A 19,665-nucleotide genomic window follows, 5' to 3' on the forward strand; every position below is an offset into this window, starting at 1 on the left:
CCGAGCTTTCCAACCATTGCGGGAGCAAGCGCATGAACACACAACTCAAACCCACGCTGGGCACTCTGCACTTGTGGGGCATTGCCGTAGGGCTGGTTATTTCCGGGGAATACTTCGGCTGGAGTTACGGCTGGGGCGTCGCCGGCACGCTGGGTTTTCTGGTGACTTCATTCATGGTCGCGACCATGTACACCTGCTTCATCTTCAGTTTCACCGAACTGACCACCGCGATTCCCCACGCCGGCGGGCCATTCGCCTACAGCCGCCGCGCGTTTGGCGAAAAAGGCGGATTGATCGCCGGACTGGCCACGCTGATCGAATTCGTCTTCGCCCCGCCAGCGATTGCCTTGGCGATCGGCGCCTACCTGAATGTGCAATTTCCGGCACTCGACCCGAAACACGCGGCGGTTGGCGCCTACATCGTGTTCATGGGCCTGAATATCCTCGGGGTGAAACTGGCCGCGACGTTCGAATTGATCGTCTGCGTGCTGGCGGTGGCTGAGTTGCTGGTGTTCATGGGCGTGGTCGCGCCGGCGTTCAGCTTCAGCAACTTTGCGCTTAATGGCTGGGCCGGTTCTGACGTCTTCGGCGCGCCGGCAATTGCCGGGATGTTCGCGGCGATCCCCTTCGCCATCTGGTTCTTCCTCGCCATCGAAGGCGCCGCCATGGCCGCCGAAGAAGCCAAGGATCCGAAACGCACGATCCCGAAAGCCTATATCAGCGGCATTCTGACCCTGGTGCTGCTGGCCATGGGCGTGATGTTCTTCGCTGGCGGCGTCGGCGACTGGCGCACTTTGTCCAACATCAACGACCCATTGCCGCAAGCGATGAAAACCGTGGTTGGCGACAACTCCGGCTGGCTGCACATGCTGGTCTGGATCGGCCTGTTCGGCCTGGTCGCCAGTTTTCACGGCATCATCCTCGGCTACTCGCGACAATTCTTCGCCCTGGCCCGCGCCGGTTACTTGCCAGCCTCACTGGCGAAACTGTCGCGCTTCCAGACTCCGCACCGCGCAATCATCGCCGGCGGCCTCATCGGCATCGCGGCGATCTACAGCGACGGCCTGATCAACCTCGGCGGCATGACGCTCACCGCAGCGATGATCACCATGGCCGTGTTCGGCGCCATCGTGATGTACATCATGAGCATGCTCAGCCTGTTCAAACTGCGTAAATCGGAACCGAATCTGGAACGCACTTTCCGCGCGCCGTGCTATCCGCTGGTGCCAATGATTGCGCTGGTGCTGGCGGTGGTGTGCCTGGTGGCGATGGCATGGTTCAACACGTTGATCGGGCTTATTTTCCTCGGCTTCATGGCGGTGGGGTTCTGCTACTTCATGCTCACCGGGCAACTGCGCGCCGATGCGCCAGCGGATGCGATGTTGACTGGTCTGTAACACGGTTCGGGTGTGCCGGGCATAAGCGGCCTAGAATGGAACCACTGCGAAGTCGTTTCGCTCAAAGGTGGTAAGCAGCATCGCACGGCGAAGTCCTCGCCCGTCGAGCTGCCATTAAGGAGAGCCGTTATGCCCTGGTATGCCTGGTTGATTCTGGTCGTTGCGATCGGCTCGATTGTCGGCGGATTGATGATGTTGCGCGACACCGCCAACAAGGTCGAACTGACCGATGAAGAACGCAAGCGCGTCGCACAGCGCAATGCCGAAGCGGATGCCAAGGATGCACAAGACCGCTGACATAAACCCCGCCGCCATGGCGGGGTTTGTTTTTTGCGATCAACCTTCCCAGCGCTTGAACAGCACGCTCGCATTGACCCCGCCAAAACCGAAACCATTGGACAAGGCATATTCGATCGCCATCGCGCGCGCCTCGCCATGGACGATGTCCACCCCTTCGCTGGCCGGATCCGGGTTTTCAAAGTTGAGTGTCGGCGGCACCACCTGATCACGGATTGCCAGCAACGTGAAAATCGCCTCCAGTCCACCCGCCGCGCCGAGCAAATGCCCTGTTGCAGACTTGGTCGACGTTACAGCGATTTTGTTCTGCGAACCGAACACAGCCTTGATTGCCGCCAACTCGCCCAGATCGCCGACCGGTGTTGAAGTGGCATGAGCGTTGAGGTGCTGCACCTGCTCCGGCATCACGCCACCCTGAGCCAATGCGAGCTGCATTGCCCGACGCGCGCCACTGCCGTCTTTGGGCCCGGCGGTCAGGTGGTAGGCATCGGCCGTGGTGCCGTAGCCTACCAACTCGGCCAACGGCTTCGCACCGCGTGCAAGCGCATGCTCCAGTGACTCGATCACCAGCAGACCGGCGCCCTCGCCCATCACAAAACCATCGCGCCCGCTGTCGAACGGACGTGAGGCACGTTCAGGGGTGTCGTTGTAGCCGCTGGACAACGCCCGCGCTGCCGCGAAACCGGCCAGGCTGACGCGATCGATCGACGCCTCCGCCCCGCCGCATACCGCGATGTCTGCCTCACCTGCGCGAATCAACCGCGCCGCATCACCGATCGCCTGAACCCCGGCGGCACAAGCAGTAACTGGTGCGCCCAATGGTCCCTTGAGGCCATGCTGTATCGACACATGACCAGCCGCGAGATTGACCAGAAACGATGGAATGGTGAACGGCGACAAACGCCGAGGGCCGCGGCTGTCGGTGGTACGCACCGCATCGGCAATGGCACCAAAACCGCCGACACCTGAGCCGATGATTGTCGCGGTACGCTCTTGGCTTCCAGTATCCGCTGGATGCCAACCGGCCTGCTCCAGCGCCTGCCGCGCCGCTTCCATGGCAAACATGATGAAGCGATCCATCTTTTTCTGTTCTTTGGGCGGCGTCGCACGATCCGGATCAAATCCGGCCTCGGCATCCTCCTCCACCGTCGGCACACTGCCGCCAACCCGTGTCGGCAGATCAGCTACCACAGCGTCGGGCAGATTGCGCAACCCGGAACGACCGGCGAGCAAACGCTGCCAGACAACTTCAAGATCACTGCCCAAAGGTGAAACCAGGCCCATGCCCGTGACGACGACTCGACGTTGGTTCATACCGTGGTTCCCCTTATCAATTCAAATACAAGCGTGTAGCGGAGTGCCGCGATTCGGATGCTAAACCAGACCCGAACGGAATTTATTATAGGCATAATCGCAGCGCAATATGATACCCATAATTTGTTGTCTTCAGGACTTCACCCAATCGCGCCCAATAAAAAGGCCGGTCAATGACCGGCCTCTCGGCGTTGAACTGTCAGCTTAGTTCACATCCAGCTTTTCACGGTTGCGATCCAGAATCGCCTTGCCAATCCCCTTCACTTCCAGCAACTCATCCACCGACGCGAACGGCCCATTTGTATCCCGATACGCAACAATTGCCTGCGCCTTAGCCTCCCCTACACCCGCCAACTCCTTCTGCAACGTTGCCGCATCCGCGCCGTTGAGATCGACTTTCGCACTCTGCGAAGGAACTGCCGCAGCATCCATCATCAAAGGCGCCTTCGTTGTCTCCGAAGTTGCTACAGGCGCAGCGATCGCAGCAATCGAGGCGCTGGTGAGGAAAGCAAAGATCAGCGAGTAGAAATAACCGGTACGCATAAGTGACGCTCCATCATCGTTTTAGAAAGCAGCTTTTCCCAAGCTGCTCTCCAAACGTAGGTCATGACGGAGGGAAGTCAAAAATGCGAGCGTTACAGAATGTGAAACAATCAGGGCTCGAGACGGCGCTGCTGGTAAATCCAGTCGACGATCTCGCCATCGGGGGTGTAGCCGGAGACGGTTTCGCGCAGGAGCTGGCGGACGCGGGTGTAGTCGTCGGCTTCGACGGCTTTCAGCAGTTCATCCAAGCGGGTTTTCAGAACGTCCCAAGGAAGGTGATCCTCGTTGGCGCTCATGATCATCGGATGCGACGTGGCCGCGACGTTGTCACCGATGAGCAATTCCTCGTAAAGTTTTTCCCCGGGGCGCAAACCAGTGAACTCGATCGAGATATCGCCCTGCGGATTTCGCTCGGAACGGATGCTTAAGCCGGACAGATGGATCATTTTTTCCGCCAGCTCGACGATCCGCACCGGCTCGCCCATATCCAGCACGAACACATCCCCGCCCTGCCCCATTGAGCCAGCCTGGATCACCAACTGCGCGGCCTCGGGGATGGTCATGAAGTAGCGGGTTATTTTCGGGTGAGTGACCGTCAGCGGGCCACCGGCTTTGATTTGGCTATGGAACAGCGGGATGACAGAGCCGGAAGAGCCGAGCACGTTGCCGAAACGGACCATGGTGAACCGGGTTTTGTTAACTCTGGAAACGTTGGCCTTATCACCAAACAAGACAGGCGCGAGCTCACGGCTCAAGGCCTGAAGAGTCAATTCCGCCAGACGCTTGGTGCTTCCCATGACATTGGTCGGCCGAACCGCTTTGTCAGTGGAGATCAGCACAAAGTTAGCCACGCCACACTTCAGTGCGGCCTGAGCGGTATTGAGCGTACCGATCACATTGTTCAGCACACCTTCGGCAATGTTGTGTTCGACCATGGGCACATGTTTGTAGGCAGCCGCGTGGTAAACGGTATCCACATCCCAAGTTTTCATGACATCCAACAGCTTGTGTTGATGCCGGATGGAACCAAGGATGGGTAACAGTCTGATCGATAAAGACTCGCGAACGGCTCTCTGCTCAAGTTCCGACAAGATGCTGTAGAGGTTGAATTCACTATGTTCAAACAGCAGCAGAGTCTTGGGCTCAAGAGAAAATATTTGCCGACAAAGCTCTGACCCGATGGATCCGCCTGCGCCGGTCACCATTACCGTCTTTCCCTTGATGCAGCGCTCCAGTAGATCAGACTGGGCGGGAACTGCATCACGTCCCAGCAAATCGGCAATGTCAACCTCCTGAATATCCTCAACCTTTACTCTGCCACTTGCGAGGTCGGTGAAATTAGGAACACTTCGTATATGAAGCGGATAACGTTCAAGAAAGTTCAAAATCTCTCTGCGCCGGGCGCGTGTCGAAGAAGGCAGGGCCAGAAGAATCTCCTGCGCTCCCGTAACGTCGATCATCTGTTGAATATGTTTAGGTTTGTATACTTGAAGTCCAGAAATTGAGCGATCAGCAATACTTGCATCGTCGTCGATAAAAGCAACTGGCCGCATCACGCGCCCCATTCTCAGGGCTGCAACCAATTGGTTACCCGCGACACCTGCACCATAAATAGCAACCTTGATCAATCCGTCGTCTCGATTGGCAAAAGGTACATGTTGAGCGGCATTGAACCAGTCGCCCATGAAGTACTGGCGCATAAATAGTCGCAAGCCGCCAATAATGACGAGGCTAAGCCACCAGTAGTTGAATATTATAGAACGCGGAACGACTGCTTCGTGGTTGCTGTACAAGTAAACAACCAACGCCAGAATAAGCGAGGAGAGGCTCACCGCCTTAATGATCGCAATGAGCGCATCGTTGCCAAAATAACGCATTACGGCACGGTACATACCGAATCGGATGAAAAGCGGAATAGCAATGACTGGTGCGCATGCGAAGAGCCAGAAATGCACGCGCAAGGGGTTGTACATATCGTCCAGGCCAAGACGGACGATAAAAGCTAACCAGAGCGATGTCCAGACCAGCAGAGAGTCAGTGGTTATCTGAATCAGCCGCTTCTGGCGGCGAGGCAGATTCAACAGAAAATCGCGTATTTTATCCATAAGTCTCTACCGACGAGGCTTGGCCGCGTTCATAGGTTGCTTCGTGTAGAAAGCGGCTGAATCGTTCCACGAAGCGTAGCTTAACACTCAACAGATTGCTTCGGTGCCTGATTTCGTGGGCCCCAGCAACTCGGCTCGGTGCCCGCGCAATGACAGCCTCCTGAGCAGCTCGCGTTAGGCCATTGTAGTCATATCAATGCCATGGCATCCTTTGCTGCTGGCAAAAGGATGAAAAAACGCGCGCAAGACAAATTGATTCACTGACATCATTGCGGTTCTTCGCTGCCGCACTCGTCGTAATATTCCATTCAAAGCATAGCTTCGGCGGCTTCACGTTCGTCGATGATTTTTCGCTCACCCAAGCTGTATCGATGTTCTATGTGCTCTCGGGCTTTATTCTGGCCCATACTCACAAGACCATCACATCGGGGCGTGAACTGGGAATGTTTTACGCCAGTCGTTTCGCGAGAATTTGGCCGTTGCACTTGATCACTGCTGTTGCCGTGATTTTGATAATGAAACACTACAACTACAACATACCGCTTCAAGATAGCTTCCTTAACTTTACTCTACTACAGTCTTGGATCCCTAACCAAGATACCTATTTCTCATTGAACGGCGTTTCATGGAGTCTTTCCAATGAGATATTTTTCTATGCGATTTTTCCGCTTCTAATATTAAACATTAAAAACACTTGGAAAATAAAGCTTGCAACCACCATCGCCATCACAGGGCTGATGCTTTTTGCTTTCAAAGACAGCGATGCGGCCTTAATGACATGGTCCACTTATATATCTCCATTGACTAGGTTGAGCGAATTTATGCTTGGCATCGCCGCCTACCAGATCTATTTGAAAATATTTAAAGCGACCGACACTCCGAGTGCTGGCTATAGCGGAGTCGAATTAATCGCGATAATTATTGCAGCCTTTGCCATGTGGTCGCCCAATCTACACTTATTCTCTAACCTACCCGCAAAGCTCAATACCCCAGTGACCATTTGGTTTATCAACTGTGGCGGAGCCTTGGCATTCGCATTTCTAATCGTAATATTGGCGCAGCAACGCGGACTCATCTCCAAGGCGCTACAGGCCCGACCTCTGGTTTACCTGGGAGAAATCAGCTTTGCTCTGTACATGGTTCATCAGGTCGTGATCCGACTGTTTGATATGTATCCCTTCCTGACGGCCGGCTTGAGTTCCGCTAGTGCTTTTGCCGCTTACTACGCAGCTTCCCTACTGGCCGCTGCCATTGCCCACGGACTGATCGAAAAACCAGCACAGAAAGTGGTTCTTCGAGCGCTTGGAAAGTTTAGAAGCATGCCAGCCAATACAAAAAAACTGCACGCACAGCAAAGGGACATATAGGTCACGAGTCCAAGACATTAAAGTCAAAGCACATTAGTAACCTTTGTAAAACCTTATTTGGTGATACTGCTGTACATTGTCCTCAAGAATAGCCGGCACAGCGGTGTATTCTTGAGGCGATGTTATTTTACGGGGAATCAGAAACTGCCCTGACCGAACCATCTACAGCGGAATGCCCGTGCTATCGAACCTCGCCGACCACGTATTCTCGACAATAAAATCGAGACGACTATCGCTAGCATCCTGAAAATCCGTAGCAACAACAAGCAAGCGATCTATATCCCTCACCGACCGACTAATGTAAGTCCCAGTAGCGCCCTCGCGGAATCCCATCTCTCCAAAATCAGTCGATACTACTGGCAACCCTAACGCTCGATATTCATAGTATTTGATAGGATCAACAGAAACTGTCAGCTCACTTCGTTTGAACGGAATGAGGCCTACGTCAAACTCACACATTGCTAGCAACGCTTCGGCATGAGAACAAGGAGGCAACAACTCGACATTTGAAGGCAATTCAAAGGGGGCAGGAGAAAATATCGGCCCGATCAAGCGCACAACATCGCCGGAACGTAGTTTTGCGAGCGCTAGAATCCAATCCCAGTCGAACCACGCGCCGATAGTCCCTACGTAGCCCAAAACCTTGCGTCGGTGTTCGGTTTTAACTTGACGTGCTACAGGCAATAGAGCCTCGTCAAGAGCATTGGGAACAAAGCAGATACGCGCTTTTTGCCGCTCCCAACGAATCTTCAGAGCCGTGCTTGAAACCCATACGCTCTCGACGGCTTGTACTATACGGACTTCTCGCCGAGACATCGCCTGGCGGGACAAACCGGAATAAAACGCGGGGAAATCATCCATCGCATCGTAGATTGAGTGTTCCGGACTGAAAAAATCTAACAGCTTCAATGCTAAAACGGAGGGCTTCCCGACAACAATCAGTGGCTCTTCATTGCCGAGTTGAGATTTCAGATCTCTGATCAAGGTCGACCAGAAACGACCATTCAGCCATCCTGAACCGGGTAAAGGCTCAATGGGGAGGGCACGGGGAGTTAACAGTCGCAACCATTGAGGTGTCGATTGATTCGCGGCTTTTCCCGACCCTTTGCCTCTTCTCAGATCACTTAAATTTGGAAAACGCGTGGGATACGGCTCTATCCAGATTACTTGTCGCCCGGTGCGCCGGTGAAACCACTCAACAAACTTGTGAGGCCGCTGAGAAAAACTTGCCCAAGGAACAGGCGACAAATAAATCAAACACATCAGCTGAAGTACTCTCGCAACGAATTGACGATGCGCTCTGCCCCGTGCCCATCTCCATAAGGTGAAACACCACGGGCCATCTCGCGATAGGCAGCTTCGTCGTCCAACAAGCGTTGAGCTTCATTGACAATTGCGTCGTAGTTGGAACCGACCAGTTTTACAACCCCGTGCTCCACAGCCTCTGGACGTTCAGTTTCTTCGCGCAAGACGAGAACCGGCTTGCCCAAGGCAGGCGCTTCTTCCTGAACACCGCCCGAGTCAGTAAGAATCAGATAGGCACGCTTCATAGCTGCTACGAACGGCGCATAATCCAAGGGGTCGCACAGCACGAAATTAGCTACCGGGCCAAGCAACTCGTGGGCAACGTCCTTTACGTTAGGGTTTGGATGCACCGGGTAAAGGAACTGCACATCCGGGTTATTCTCAGCCAAGGTGCGCAATGCGCGGCAGATGTTGAGAAACGGTTCACCGAAGTTTTCACGGCGGTGCGAGGTCACGAGCACCAGTCGCTTGCCCGGATCAAGTTCGATGCCCAGATCCAAGTCCTTTGCAGCTGTCATCAATAGTGCATCGATCACAGTGTTGCCGGTGACGATGATATCAGCATCGGGAACACCTTCACGCAGCAGGTTCTGGCGCGAGCCTTCAGTAGGCGCAAAATGCCAGCGAGCCAGCTTGCCGGCGATGACGCGGTTGGCTTCTTCCGGGAACGGGTTCTGCATATCCCAGGTGCGGAGCCCGGCCTCTACGTGACCAATAGGGATTCTGTGGTAGAAACAGGCAAGAGCAACGGTCATTACAGTTGTTGTATCACCCTGAACCAAAACGATCTCCGGCTTCTCGGCGCTCAGGACATCATCCATTTCCAGCAGGAGACGAGCAGTCAACGTGGTCAGGGCCTGGTTTGGACGCATGATGTTCAGGTCGATATCTTGCTCTATACCGAAAAAGCTCATGACCTGATCAAGCATATGGCGATGCTGGGCGGTAGCGAGAACCCGCACATCGGCCCAAGGCTCGTTTTTCAACGCCAGAATGACCGGGGCCATTTTGATCGCTTCCGGACGGGTCCCAACAACGCAAAGTATTTTTCGTTTCACAAGAGTATTCCCACAAATCAGTTATTAGCTTTCGAGACTTTGGAGCTTGTCTGCATAGACAGCCGCTCTGACGTCCCAACTGTTCTGATCAGCCAAGGTACGTAGCCGCTCACGATATGCCTGATCGTTGCAGACGTTAAGGGCTTGGCGGATCGCCACGGTGAGCCCGGCGGCGTCGCCACCGGAGAAAACCTCTGGATAAACCGTGCACTCGTTCATATCGGCAGTCACGACAACCGGCTTCTCAAGCGCAAAGTACTCATAAAGCTTCAGAGGAGATGTAGAGCGCGCGACATCGCCAGGCTTGAACGGAATGAAGCAGGCGTCAAACAAGCGGGCGGACGCAGGTAGCTCGGCATAGTTGACCGGGCCAAGATAAAGCACATTCGCGCGCTGCGGTAACAACGGGACGCAACCGCTGTAGTCTGGTCCGATAAACACGAACCCCACATCCGGCATGTCCGCGCACACCTGCTCCACTACTTCATACCAGAGCCAAGGGGCAATGGCCCCGAAGTAGCCGACGATGTGCTTGTAACGGCCTCTGAATTGGGTGAGTGCCGGGGGGACAGAGACGTCTTGTTGTGCAGCACGATAATGCGCCACATCTACGCCGTTGGGGACGCACACACAACGTTTGTCCCCGCACTCCGCCAGCGCCTCCTTGTGGAGTGCCGTAGCCGAGGACACGATGACATCGGCCTCCCCTTCAAATGCTGCAGCTTTCAGGTCAAGCAGTCGACGGATAGCGCCCTTGCCACCGGAAATCGAGGCGTCTATATGGTCGATGTACTCGTAGACCACCCGACCCCGAGTACGCGCAGCCGCCATCGCCTCACGCGTGGCCAAAAGCGATGTGCTGTAAAAGCAGCGCACCGCATCGGGAATGGCATTCACGCCCGCATCATTTGCGATCCATACATTCTCGGCCACTTGCCTGAAACCGAGGACGTCATCACCCATGGTCCGAAAAACCACCAGACAGTTGAGACGTCCCATTGCCATTGCCATGTGATGAGGACGCTGAAAAAGCGTTATCCCCCAATCGACATTCGCTTCGAAAATGATAATAAGACGATCACTGGCCGCGCTCAGCACCTGGCTCTGAAACTCGGCGCCCGTCAGATCTCCGGCTCGGATCGACGTGCGAACGCTACGGCTGCGCAGCCAGCGAACAATCGCATGCCGGGCACCATGCAGCCGGTTACGCAGGGTAGCCGGCAACAACCAGAAACAACGGCGAGCCAGTGAGTGCACTGAAATTCGGGAACGATTGGCCATTTAACCGAGCTTCACCGCGAGAGATTCAGTCACTTGGAGTGTTTGATCACCGATCAGTCGCTGGACCAGGTTCACATAACTTTGATAGGTGCGCTCTTTGTCAAGTGCGCCAAGCTCTGCTCCCGACAGTTGCGGACGAGCGCCATTGTTCAACACACGCAACATGGCATCGGCCAGACGCTGTTCAAACTGCGCGCTGGAACGCATCTCGGTAACGCTTCCGGTGAATCGCGTCATGTCATAAACAGGATCGACAAGCTCAATACCAGCATGCTTTGCAAAGTGCGACGCACAGCCAACGCTGGACATGGCAACCGGGATATCCGCCTTGATCGCCTCAAGCAAAGTCAGTGGCCCCCCTTCGAAAAAGGTTGCTGAGACAAAAGCATCAGCCATGGCCAAGTACTCAGGAATATTGTCCGTCGTACCGACATATGTCACGCGATTGTGCAAACCATGCGCCTCGATATAAGCGACCATCTCGGCGAGCAACTGTGGTTCGTAAACCGGCCCCAGGATGAGCAGGCGGAGCTTGTCACTCGAATGTGTCGCGATCTCGAAGGCCTTGATCGCACCCAGATGATTTTTCTGGTGGTTGATCGACCCAACGTCGATGAATGCAAATTCATCGTCAGTAATACCATACTGTGCACGCAAGCGAGCACGGGGGGCGTCCCGATTGAGTTCTTCGAATGGCTTGAAGTCAATGCCGTTAGGAATGACCACGCAGCTCTGTGCGGGCACGCCCAGACGCGAAACGCTGTAGTCCTTCACTTGCTGCGATACCGCCACAAAGGCACGGGTCTTCTGCGCTACCGAAGCGAACTCCTGACGCTGCTGATCGTTGAACCACATGTAGATATTGTGGATGACCTGCACAAAACCGATGCCTTTTTCGCGATAGACATCCGTACCGCTAAAAGAGTAATGAGCCAAAACAAGTTTGGGTTGCAGCTGATCGATCAACTCACTGTGGGATTGCGCTGAGTAAGGGCAACACACCACCACCTGCCCCATATCACGAGCCCGCTGGACCGCAGCGCCCTGTGTGCCCTGAACGAGCAGCACAACACGCAGTCCGGCCTTGATCATTGTCTCGTTCAAATCAAGTACAACATTTTCCAGTCCGCCAGCCTCAAAGTTATCAACTTGAACCAGGACGTCGCAGGTTGGCAGCGTCTCATGCGCAACGTCGTACGCACGATTAACGTCTACTGTCTGGACCAGCGGTTGGGACTTTCCCAGCATTGGACGCAAAACGCGCCACCCCTTGCGTGCGGCACGCCCCCGAAGGGTGCCTGCTGGCAGCACGCGGCGCGCAATGTCGGCAACGAACTGGCGCACATTCAACGTTCCAATATTCAACTTGCGCGTGTTACTGACCGGTGGAGTGAAATAGCTAAAGATTTCATCAGCACCGGTCTGGCGCACTTCCTTCAATCGATCGTAAACAGATAGGTTGGCTTCTGCCAACGCCACACGCTGTGCTTCATCAGGCAAGTTTCCGGCGAGGAAATATTCCAGGGTGATGTAGCGCATACCGAGCGCCTTGAAATCGCCGATATCTTCGCAGTCGACGATCGGCACGATACCCATTGCAAGATATTCAACAAGCTTCGTCGGGCAGGCCGCGCGGTTGACGATGATGTCTTCCCGAAGAATAAAACCGTAGTGACATTGCGGATAAAGCGTCATCAGTTCAGCATGGGTTTTGCCCTCCACGATCACAGACCCCAGCAGCTCTGCCGGCAGCATGTCTTTGACGATCTGAGGTTCTGGGCAGTAAAACCGATGATTGCATTGGTCGGCAGTGCGGATGATTGCATCAATCATCTTCGGAACCTGCTGCCACTTGTGCAGGCCACCCGCGTAAACCACAACCGGCTTGCCATCGATGAGCGGACGGGTCGCGTGTGTCGGAGTAAAGCGAGGGAAGATCGGGAAAGAAACCGAACGAGCTTTCAGCGCCCCGCGAAACTTCTGCTGGAGATAGTTCTTCATCGCTTCAGTTACAACGATGACGATACCCGCCTTCTGCACAGCAAGTCGCTCTTCCTTCTCATAAAGAACGGCACTGAAGAAATCGTTGTGCATGCGGAACTCTTCAGGCACAACACCGTGAATATCCACAGCCTTGCGAATGAATGGCAGATGCAGAAGTTGGCCAAAGCGGTTGTCGTACATGCGCAATACGCTGTGGAAATAAATCTTCCGACAACGTAAAACAGCCATCAAGGCCAACATGCGCACCAGCATTCTGCGCTTCTTGGACCCGTTGATACGCAGGACCAGCACATTCGGTTCAGGCCGATCAAACCAGATGTTGCGCCCTTTCAGCTCGTCACTTTCGACATAGACGCGCCACCGATCGGCAAACATACGATCGACAATCTGGATACGCTGGAAATAACCGTCGCTTTGACGCTCAGGGTAGAAGTACCCTCCGAAGAAAACGATGCCATCGAATTTCAGTATAAAGTCCAAACTGCGGCGTACGAACCACAGCAATCTGGCCAGCCGTGTTTCCGGGCGCGCAGAAAATGCTGCAGAAGTAGCAGGCGGCGGGATGTCGACACCGCTGGTACCGTCCTCGGCAGGGGAAGTGATGAACGTGTGAATAGCGAAGTTGCAATCAACCCGTTCGTAGACACCGCTCGTGATCGTACCCAAGTCCGATTTGAGTGCCACAGCCTCGTCGGCGTCGACGACCCCACCCGTCAATGCACGCTGTATACGTGCGACGACTTTATCCCAGAGCGAGATCAAATCCCCATAGGAACGTGCAGAAGACACGGCCTTCAGGAGCGTCTCAGGCACAACACGCCCCTGAGCGGCCAACGCCTCGGTCAGTTTGCTGAATTCTGACTCAAAGTAGCTGATCTGTTTGCCAAGACTGTCTACATACAGCTCAAGAAAAGGAGCCTGCAGAGAAAGCAGCTCTTGATGCGACAGCGCGAATTCGACGTCCATTGCAAAAGAGACAATCGGTTTCTCCGGTCGGCGGCGCCAGGTTATACCGTGTTTCTGCTCGAGGTATGCCTTGTTGCGCTGTGCTCTCTCGCTGAAATACTCATATTGCAACTGGCCGAAAGATGCCGATCCCCAGTGGTGGATAAACACATCTCGGGCCAAATGAATTTCGTAGCCGGCGTTCCGGGCGCGCAGGCAATAATCGTCATCTTCAAATCCGCCCGGGAAGAACGTATCGTCAAGCAGACCGATTTTTTCAAAGGCGGCCTTGGACACCAGAACGCAAAAGAACGTTACGTCCGTTTCAACCAGATTGCCTTTCCAGGCTGCATTCCAGCGCTCGGCAAAATTGGAAACGCGCTGATATACCTTATCGTGCAGAGCCTCTGTGCGATGATCTAAACACTCAGCAAACTCCAACTGATAGTCGACAGGAACACATTGTTCGCCGTCAGCCTTGTTAGTGACCGCACTGATAAGGTCCGAACCGCTTGCCAGCAGATTGTCCAGCCAGAAATCCGTAACGATGACGTCGCTGTTGAGCAAACAGATATGAGTAATTTCTTCGTCGGCAAGAAACTCGGAAATACCGACGTTGTTCCCGCCGGAAAAGCCCAGATTGGTATCTTGCTCGACATAGCGCCACGAGGGGCCTACTTCTGCAATGTGATGGGTCATCGCTTCGCGAATCTTGTCTCGCTCGCCAGACTCCGAAGCGTTATCGACCAGTAATACTTTGTAGGCGGATTCGTTATAGGCGCGTCGCATGCTCGCCAACGTGATCCTGACTGCCTCGGAGGCATTGTAGGAAACAATGACAATCCCGGTTTTCGTGACTTTGTTACTCATTTCCCTACTCTCCGAACAGTCCCACGCAGGACTCTCTTCCATAACGACCGCAACGAACCTTGGCTGCTCAGCCTCAGCAGACGATTGATCTCGATATCTCTTTTCGTAATTTCCTGCAGAAGATCCCGCGAAATTGGTCCCTCATCTACATTGGCCTCAGTCAGCAGATGAACTATTTCTGCATCTCTTTTGACAACTTCTTCTGCAAGCATCTGGGCGTGGGCATCTAGCTTTCTCACTTCCTGAGCAAGACTTTGGGCACTGGCATCTTGCTGCATCACTTCCTGAGCAAGGCTCTGGGCATGGGCGTCCTGCTTGATGACCTCCAGAGCTAGACTCTGAGCATGCGCGTCCAGCCTCATCACTTCCTGAGCAAGACTCTGGGCGTGTTTGTCTTGTGCGACAACTTGCCTGGCCAGCTCGTGAGTTCGGCTTTCCAACGTGTTGACCTGCTCAACCAGCACCCTGCACGCGGCATCTTTCTCCTCCAACGCAGCAAGGAGGCTATTAACGGAGTCGCCGACATCGTCCAGCTTCTGATCACGCTCAGCTAGCTGGCGCTCAAAAAAGCCGCTGGATTCCTGGTAAACCATGCCAGGGCGTAGCGCAACACTGTCCAAAACGGACAGCCTGTAAGCCGCTCGCGACGCCTTGTCCAATAATTGAGCCGCTTCAGCCAAACCAAAGGGCAGCGGCGACCGCGGATCACCACTGATATTCAGCCAGGTGCCGCTGACTAGACGTTGCACCTCGGCTACCGCGCGAACCAGATAGGCTCGTGCCGCGAGCTCATCGCCGCTTGCGACGGCAAAATCCGACAACCAGTGCAATGCATCGACGATTTTGTTGCCCAGCAATGGGCTGTAAGCGAGTACATCAATGCCGGCACAAGCCGTGAAGCACTCGATCGCATCCTCGAAACGACCGTGGATCCGCGCAAGCTCACCGCCGGCAAATAGCAAGGAGACCTGCCAACGCAATTGGTGTGGCGACGGATTGGCAATCGCAGCGAAGCGTCGAATTTCGGCCAAAAGCGCCTGGTAGCGCTCGATGGGCAGATCAACCGCTTGGGACTGGATATAGACCTTTCCGCACAGCGCTGCACCGTAATCAACCGAATCAGGGGCAGCCGTGGCCAACACCCGATCCTGCATCGACTGCAACAAAGACGCCGAACGCGCGCGCTGGCCCTGAGCAACCATTCCCCGTATCAGCCACGGATTCTGGTAGTCGCGGGCAAATGCACTGACCGAGAACTCTGGCGAGTCCGGCAGTTGCCATTGAGTTTCCTCGTACGGCACCGACACCCCTTCAAGCGGATCGGCCATACCTAGCAGCAGGACCCACTCCGCTTCCTGTTCCGGAGTGCGATCGACCGGCACAGTCTCCCACTTACGCGGTGAGTGGTGGCACTTCATGGCGCCACCCGCCGTTTGCAACATGCCTTGCTCCAGAAGGAAATGCGTACCGCACTCCTCTACCAGCCGATCCCAGGTATAAACATGCAAATGGTGCGGGTTAGGATCTTTACCGGTTTCGTCCGCCCAGTTATTCGGTGCGCAGACCATCACGCGACCACCCGGCTTGAGCACGCGCTTCAACTGGAGCAGATATTCCATTGGCTCGGGAACATGCTCGATGGTTTCGAATGCGGCAATGAAGTCGATGCTATTGTCTGCAATCGAACTGAGCGCCTGAGCGTCACCAACCTCGAACTCGACCTTGCCAGGGCGACCGTAATGGGCATTCGCATAAGCGATACCAAAATCACTCAGGTCAACGCCTAATACCGATTGGGCCTGCGAAGCCGCGTACAACATGTAACTGCCGTAACCAAGGCCGCACGCAACATCCAGCACACGATCGCCCGGGCGCACGAACTCGGCGGCCTTCTGATACCGAATACAGTGCGCGTCACCGCGTCGCCCGACTTCACGCAGCATGTCCGTATGGAGCAGCCGCTCTTCAACCAGAACCGACAAATCGTAGTGGCGCAACGCCTCGACAGGCACCTTCTCCAGCAATACGAATATCTGCCGTCCGTCTTCGTTCAATGCTTCATAAGGATTGATCTGGTAGTACAACTCATGCTTTCGAAAGCCGGCCTCGAAACACTGGGCTTCCCACCAGTCACGCTTGGCCGTCGTCAATAGCGAAGGCTCGCCCGCTTCAGCAGATGTCGTTATCTGCAGAAAAACGTACCGGGCTGATACGCGGTACATCTCGCGCAAGGCTTGCGGCACATCTTCAGGATCAAGATGTTCCAGACAGTTAGTGGAGACGACGGTGTCAAACTGGCCGTCAGCAAAGGGCAACGATACCGCGGAGCCTCGGCTGAAACGACCAGGAAAGCGTTTGTTGGCAGCTTCCACGGCAAGGGACGAAACGTCCACCCCTACTGCATTGATGCCCAACGACAGGAGTTCTGAAACCAGTCCGCCCAGACCGCAGCCGATATCCAGCACCGAGCCGGTACCGCAGGTTTTGGCGACCCATCTGGATGTCTCGCGAAAATCGCCATTGCTCTCACCCGATGCAATGACAGCTTTCCAGTAATCGTTGTTGAGCAAGCTGTAATCAATCGAATTGATTGGACTCATCGTTACCACCTGGCAGCCATATGTAAGTCGGCTATTCCACCGAAAAAGTATTCATCCTGCCGCACCAGTGTCTGGAAAAATGCTGCTTCATCTTTCCAGTGCAAAATTCTTTGGGCGGTATAGTCAGGCTTGCCTTCATAGGAAATGGATGCCTGAATCTCATAGAGATTCGAACCCAGGGAGCAGTCGCATTCCAGCCAGACATGGAATTGTTCTCCGGCCTTGAGCTGGCGCTTCCAGAACAGTTCGCCTTCACGCAGTCCGGCCAGAATCTGCATATCCTGGTTCAAGGTGCCCCAAGAATATATTTTTATCCCTTCACGACTTCGGATACGCACACCGACGTTGATGCTGTCGGTATCAATGTGTGAAACACAATTGACCCGGATGCGAATGACGTCGCCCGGATAAAAAACCGCGCATGGTTCGTCATCAACACCAAACGTACCGACGGACAACACTTCAACACCACCATCACCGAAAGACATCTGATCAGCGCGTCCCGAGACGGCAGGCGCCTGGCTTTGTTCCGAGACTTCGCTCGACTCAGGTACGGTGGCTCCTTCGCTGGAAGCGTCAGAGTCAGCGGACTGAGGAGCCGAAGCCGGAGCGGGAGCCTTGTCTGCAGCAGGCTGCATCAGCTTGGAGAAATAATCCGACTCTTCCTGATGCAGCAGCTTGCGGTAATCGAGCAGGACCTGGGAGGCAGACCCCATCGAAACCTCTCGGCCACCCTTGAGCAGGATCGCCCGATTGGTCAGCGTTCGAACCGACTCCTGATCATGGGAGACAAACAACAGGGTCACGCCATCAGAAAGCAGCTTTTCGATCCGGCCGAAGCAGCGTTTCTGAAACAGCGCATCACCCACAGCCAACGCCTCGTCGACGATCAGAATGTCTGGCTCGATTTGAACCTGTACTGCGAACGCCAAACGCACCAGCATCCCGCTGGAGTAGGTCTTGACCGGCTGATCGAGGTAGTCGCCGATATCGGCAAAGGCGGCAATCTTGTCAAAGCGCTCGTCGACCTCATCATGGGTCATACCGAGCAGCATCGCATTCAGATAGACATTGTCACGGCCGGTGAACTCGGGGTTGAAGCCCGATCCCAGCTCAAGAAGTGCGGCGACTCGGCCACGGGTTTCAACAGTACCTACCGTCGGCGCGATGGTTCCTGTGATCAACTGGAGAAGCGTGCTTTTCCCGCTGCCGTTGCGACCGACAATACCAAAAGCCTCGCCTTTGCGAATATCGAACGAAATGTTCTCCAGAGCCCAGTACTCGCGGCAAAACGATGACGGCTTACATCCTGCCAACCGTTGAATCGGAGGAATAATGAACTGCTTTAAGCGGTCACGCGGCGTCGCATAAATCTCGTAGCATTTACCAAGACCATTTACGCGGATCGAGTACTCATCAGAGGACATCTGCAAACCCCTTTCGTGTCTTCTGGAACCAAACAAAACCAAACCATGCAATTGCGCAGGAGATCAACAGATAAAGCCCCCAAACCCGCCAGTCCATAGACTCTCCCCAATACATGAGGCCTCGTGTTTGCTCTACCGCGACAGTGATGGGGCTGACTTGCACCACTGCCTGGAATCGCTCAGGCAGGCTTTTCAGCGGATAAAAAACCGGCGACAGAAACATCAGGACGGGAACAAGGGTACTGATCACCTGCGCCACATCACGCAGGTATACCCCCAGGGAAGCCACGAACCAAGTGACCCCGAGCGTCAAAAGGGCCAGCGGTAAAAGTATCAGCGGGAAGAACAGCACACCCAGATGAGGCACGCCGTAGAAGATCACATAGAAAACCAGCCAAACCACAAAGTTCACCATCAGGTGAAAAAGTGCAGACCCGAGTGTAACAATGGGCAATATTTCCAATGGAAATATTACTTTTTTTACATAGTTGACATTCGACAGAATCAAACTTGGCGCGCGATTGATACACTCAGAAAACAAGTTAAAAACCATCAGACCTGCAAACAAAACAAGTGCAAACTCAGCTTTTGAATCACTTCCACCCACCCAACGAGCCTTGAATACAACACTAAATACAAAAGTGTAAACAGCCAACATAAGCACAGGGTTAAAGAAAGACCACAACAGCCCCAGAACCGAGCCACTGTATCTTCCGGCGATGTCTCTTTTAATCAGGCTGTATATCAAACCGCGATTTTGACGGATAGACCGATACAATGTAAGGGGGGATGTTGAGCGAACAGCGTGCGGGTTCATGCGTAGCCCTTTGTGTTTTCTGTCAATTTCATTTTTCTTTCGACCATCGAGGCAGGTTAACAGCAGCAACCGCTACGCAAACACACCGAAATCGGGGGGCTCCTGGAAGCCATTCCCTGCATGGGAACCGGCCCCGGACATAAAATGTGACCGATATTAGCTTCCTTGACCAAAATCGAACATCCTACAACTTTAACGACAAGACTCATGAGCAACAGGATCAACCTCGCCGAAACGTTTCCACCGCACGCCCTTGCGATGCGAGCAGAAAAGAGAACCCGGGAATATTCGTGCAAAAACGCCGATAAACGGGGCCATCCACAGCAGCAAAATAG

At 54.4% G+C, this 19,665-nt stretch carries 13 protein-coding genes; 3 read left to right on the top strand and 10 right to left on the bottom strand.

The features are described from left to right. Window positions 1-32: 32 nt before the first annotated feature. Window positions 33-1,397 carry an ethanolamine permease gene (gene eat / locus ACP7D9_RS21960; RefSeq protein WP_101155443.1) on the top strand — a complete coding sequence of 455 codons (1,365 nt, stop codon included), beginning with the start codon at window positions 33-35 and terminating at the stop codon, window positions 1,395-1,397. A gap of 129 nt (window positions 1,398-1,526) precedes the next feature. Continuing rightward, window positions 1,527-1,694 carry a DUF2897 family protein gene (locus ACP7D9_RS21965; RefSeq protein ID WP_016770901.1) on the top strand — a complete coding sequence of 56 codons (168 nt, stop codon included), beginning with the start codon at window positions 1,527-1,529 and terminating at the stop codon, window positions 1,692-1,694. Window positions 1,695-1,733: 39 nt separating this feature from the next. Here ACP7D9_RS21965 and fabF read toward each other — a convergent pair whose 3' ends face one another. The 3 genes from fabF to ACP7D9_RS21980 form a co-directional block, all read right to left on the bottom strand. Next, window positions 1,734-3,008, bottom strand: coding sequence for a beta-ketoacyl-ACP synthase II (gene fabF, locus ACP7D9_RS21970; RefSeq protein ID WP_426159602.1), 1,275 nt, complete (start codon window positions 3,006-3,008; stop codon window positions 1,734-1,736). A 204-nt stretch (window positions 3,009-3,212) separates the two neighbouring features. Further along, complete coding sequence (locus ACP7D9_RS21975; RefSeq protein ID WP_101155428.1) at window positions 3,213-3,551, bottom strand: ComEA family DNA-binding protein; 339 nt, start codon at window positions 3,549-3,551, stop codon at window positions 3,213-3,215. Between the two features lie 110 nt (window positions 3,552-3,661). Beyond that, a complete protein-coding gene (locus tag ACP7D9_RS21980; RefSeq protein ID WP_426159603.1) occupies window positions 3,662-5,656 on the bottom strand; it encodes a polysaccharide biosynthesis protein in 1,995 nt (664 codons plus the stop codon). Between the two features lie 260 nt (window positions 5,657-5,916). Between ACP7D9_RS21980 and ACP7D9_RS21985 the strand changes: the two genes are divergently transcribed. Continuing rightward, window positions 5,917-7,023, top strand: coding sequence for an acyltransferase family protein (locus tag ACP7D9_RS21985; RefSeq protein WP_426159653.1), 1,107 nt, complete (start codon window positions 5,917-5,919; stop codon window positions 7,021-7,023). 162 nt (window positions 7,024-7,185) lie between these two features. Here ACP7D9_RS21985 and ACP7D9_RS21990 read toward each other — a convergent pair whose 3' ends face one another. The 7 genes from ACP7D9_RS21990 to ACP7D9_RS22020 are packed head-to-tail and all read right to left on the bottom strand — an operon-like array spanning window position 7,186 to window position 19,330. Then, window positions 7,186-8,286, bottom strand: coding sequence for a glycosyl transferase (locus ACP7D9_RS21990; RefSeq protein ID WP_426159604.1), 1,101 nt, complete (start codon window positions 8,284-8,286; stop codon window positions 7,186-7,188). Beyond that, complete coding sequence (gene wecB / locus ACP7D9_RS21995; protein ID WP_101155419.1) at window positions 8,286-9,386, bottom strand: non-hydrolyzing UDP-N-acetylglucosamine 2-epimerase; 1,101 nt, start codon at window positions 9,384-9,386, stop codon at window positions 8,286-8,288. Before wecB ends, ACP7D9_RS21990 begins: the two co-directional genes overlap by 1 nt. A gap of 24 nt (window positions 9,387-9,410) precedes the next feature. Further along, window positions 9,411-10,667: a hypothetical protein gene (locus ACP7D9_RS22000; RefSeq protein ID WP_426159605.1), complete on the bottom strand. Its 1,257-nt coding sequence runs from the start codon at window positions 10,665-10,667 to the stop codon at window positions 9,411-9,413. Then, entirely contained in the window at window positions 10,668-14,486 is a 3,819-nt protein-coding gene (locus ACP7D9_RS22005; RefSeq protein WP_426159606.1) for a glycosyltransferase, read from the bottom strand. Beyond that, the gene (locus ACP7D9_RS22010; RefSeq protein ID WP_426159607.1) at window positions 14,483-17,086 is read right to left on the bottom strand and encodes a methyltransferase domain-containing protein; all 2,604 of its coding nucleotides are present in this window, start codon (window positions 17,084-17,086) and stop codon (window positions 14,483-14,485) included. Before ACP7D9_RS22010 ends, ACP7D9_RS22005 begins: the two co-directional genes overlap by 4 nt. 2 nt (window positions 17,087-17,088) lie before the next feature. Next, window positions 17,089-18,513 carry an ABC transporter ATP-binding protein gene (locus ACP7D9_RS22015; RefSeq protein ID WP_426159608.1) on the bottom strand — a complete coding sequence of 475 codons (1,425 nt, stop codon included), beginning with the start codon at window positions 18,511-18,513 and terminating at the stop codon, window positions 17,089-17,091. Continuing rightward, complete coding sequence (locus ACP7D9_RS22020) at window positions 18,503-19,330, bottom strand: ABC transporter permease (protein WP_426159609.1); 828 nt, start codon at window positions 19,328-19,330, stop codon at window positions 18,503-18,505. Before ACP7D9_RS22020 ends, ACP7D9_RS22015 begins: the two co-directional genes overlap by 11 nt. Window positions 19,331-19,665: the final 335 nt, after the last annotated feature.

The organism is Pseudomonas sp. TSRC2-2 (assembly GCF_049897785.1).
GTDB lineage: Bacteria > Pseudomonadota > Gammaproteobacteria > Pseudomonadales > Pseudomonadaceae > Aquipseudomonas.

Excerpts from the sequence above, each read along its gene's own strand:
- eat (WP_101155443.1), top strand. The coding sequence starts at position 33 with ATGAACACACAACTCAAACCCACGCTGGGCACTCTGCACTTGTGGGGC.
- ACP7D9_RS21965 (WP_016770901.1), top strand. The coding sequence starts at position 1,527 with ATGCCCTGGTATGCCTGGTTGATTCTGGTCGTTGCGATCGGCTCGATT.
- fabF (WP_426159602.1), bottom strand. The coding sequence starts at position 3,008 with ATGAACCAACGTCGAGTCGTCGTCACGGGCATGGGCCTGGTTTCACCT.
- ACP7D9_RS21975 (WP_101155428.1), bottom strand. The coding sequence starts at position 3,551 with ATGCGTACCGGTTATTTCTACTCGCTGATCTTTGCTTTCCTCACCAGC.
- ACP7D9_RS21980 (WP_426159603.1), bottom strand. The coding sequence starts at position 5,656 with ATGGATAAAATACGCGATTTTCTGTTGAATCTGCCTCGCCGCCAGAAG.
- ACP7D9_RS21990 (WP_426159604.1), bottom strand. The coding sequence starts at position 8,286 with ATGTGTTTGATTTATTTGTCGCCTGTTCCTTGGGCAAGTTTTTCTCAG.
- ACP7D9_RS22000 (WP_426159605.1), bottom strand. The coding sequence starts at position 10,667 with ATGGCCAATCGTTCCCGAATTTCAGTGCACTCACTGGCTCGCCGTTGT.
- ACP7D9_RS22005 (WP_426159606.1), bottom strand. The coding sequence starts at position 14,486 with ATGAGTAACAAAGTCACGAAAACCGGGATTGTCATTGTTTCCTACAAT.
- ACP7D9_RS22010 (WP_426159607.1), bottom strand. The coding sequence starts at position 17,086 with ATGAGTCCAATCAATTCGATTGATTACAGCTTGCTCAACAACGATTAC.
- ACP7D9_RS22015 (WP_426159608.1), bottom strand. The coding sequence starts at position 18,513 with ATGTCCTCTGATGAGTACTCGATCCGCGTAAATGGTCTTGGTAAATGC.
- ACP7D9_RS22020 (WP_426159609.1), bottom strand. The coding sequence starts at position 19,330 with ATGAACCCGCACGCTGTTCGCTCAACATCCCCCCTTACATTGTATCGG.